This window comes from Streptomyces sp. ADMS (genome assembly GCF_033441795.1).
Taxonomy (GTDB): domain Bacteria; phylum Actinomycetota; class Actinomycetes; order Streptomycetales; family Streptomycetaceae; genus Streptomyces.
The window spans coordinates 1-325 of sequence record NZ_JAVFVX010000503.1 but is presented as its reverse complement, the minus strand read 5'-3'; the positions used below and the strand labels follow the sequence as shown (position 1 = coordinate 325).

Sequence of the window (325 nt, the reverse complement as noted above, 5' to 3'; positions counted from 1 at the left end):
CGTGGTGTGGCAGACGTGGCCACCAGCCGCAAGCGCATCGAGGTGCAGATCAACCGGTTGCAGCAGTCCAGCGGCAAGCTGGAGGGACAGGCCCAGCAGGCCCTCGACGCCGGGCGCGAGGACCTCGCCCGCGAAGCCCTGAGCCGGCGCACCGCCGTAACCTCCCAGCTCACGGACCTGCAGACCCAGCAGGCATCGGTGCAGGCTGAGGAGGAGAAACTCACCCTCGCCTCACAGCGCCTCCAGGCGAAGGTGGACACCTTCCGCACGAGCAAGGAGACCATCAAGGCCCGCTACACCGCAGCCGAGGCCCAGACCCGCATCA

At 68.6% G+C, this 325-nt stretch carries 1 protein-coding gene; it reads left to right on the top strand.

Annotation, left to right across the window (positions count from 1 at the left end; all coding sequences use genetic code 11):
• On the top strand, window positions 1–325 hold a 325-nt coding region (locus tag RB628_RS41755), incomplete at both ends, for a PspA/IM30 family protein (RefSeq protein WP_318325811.1).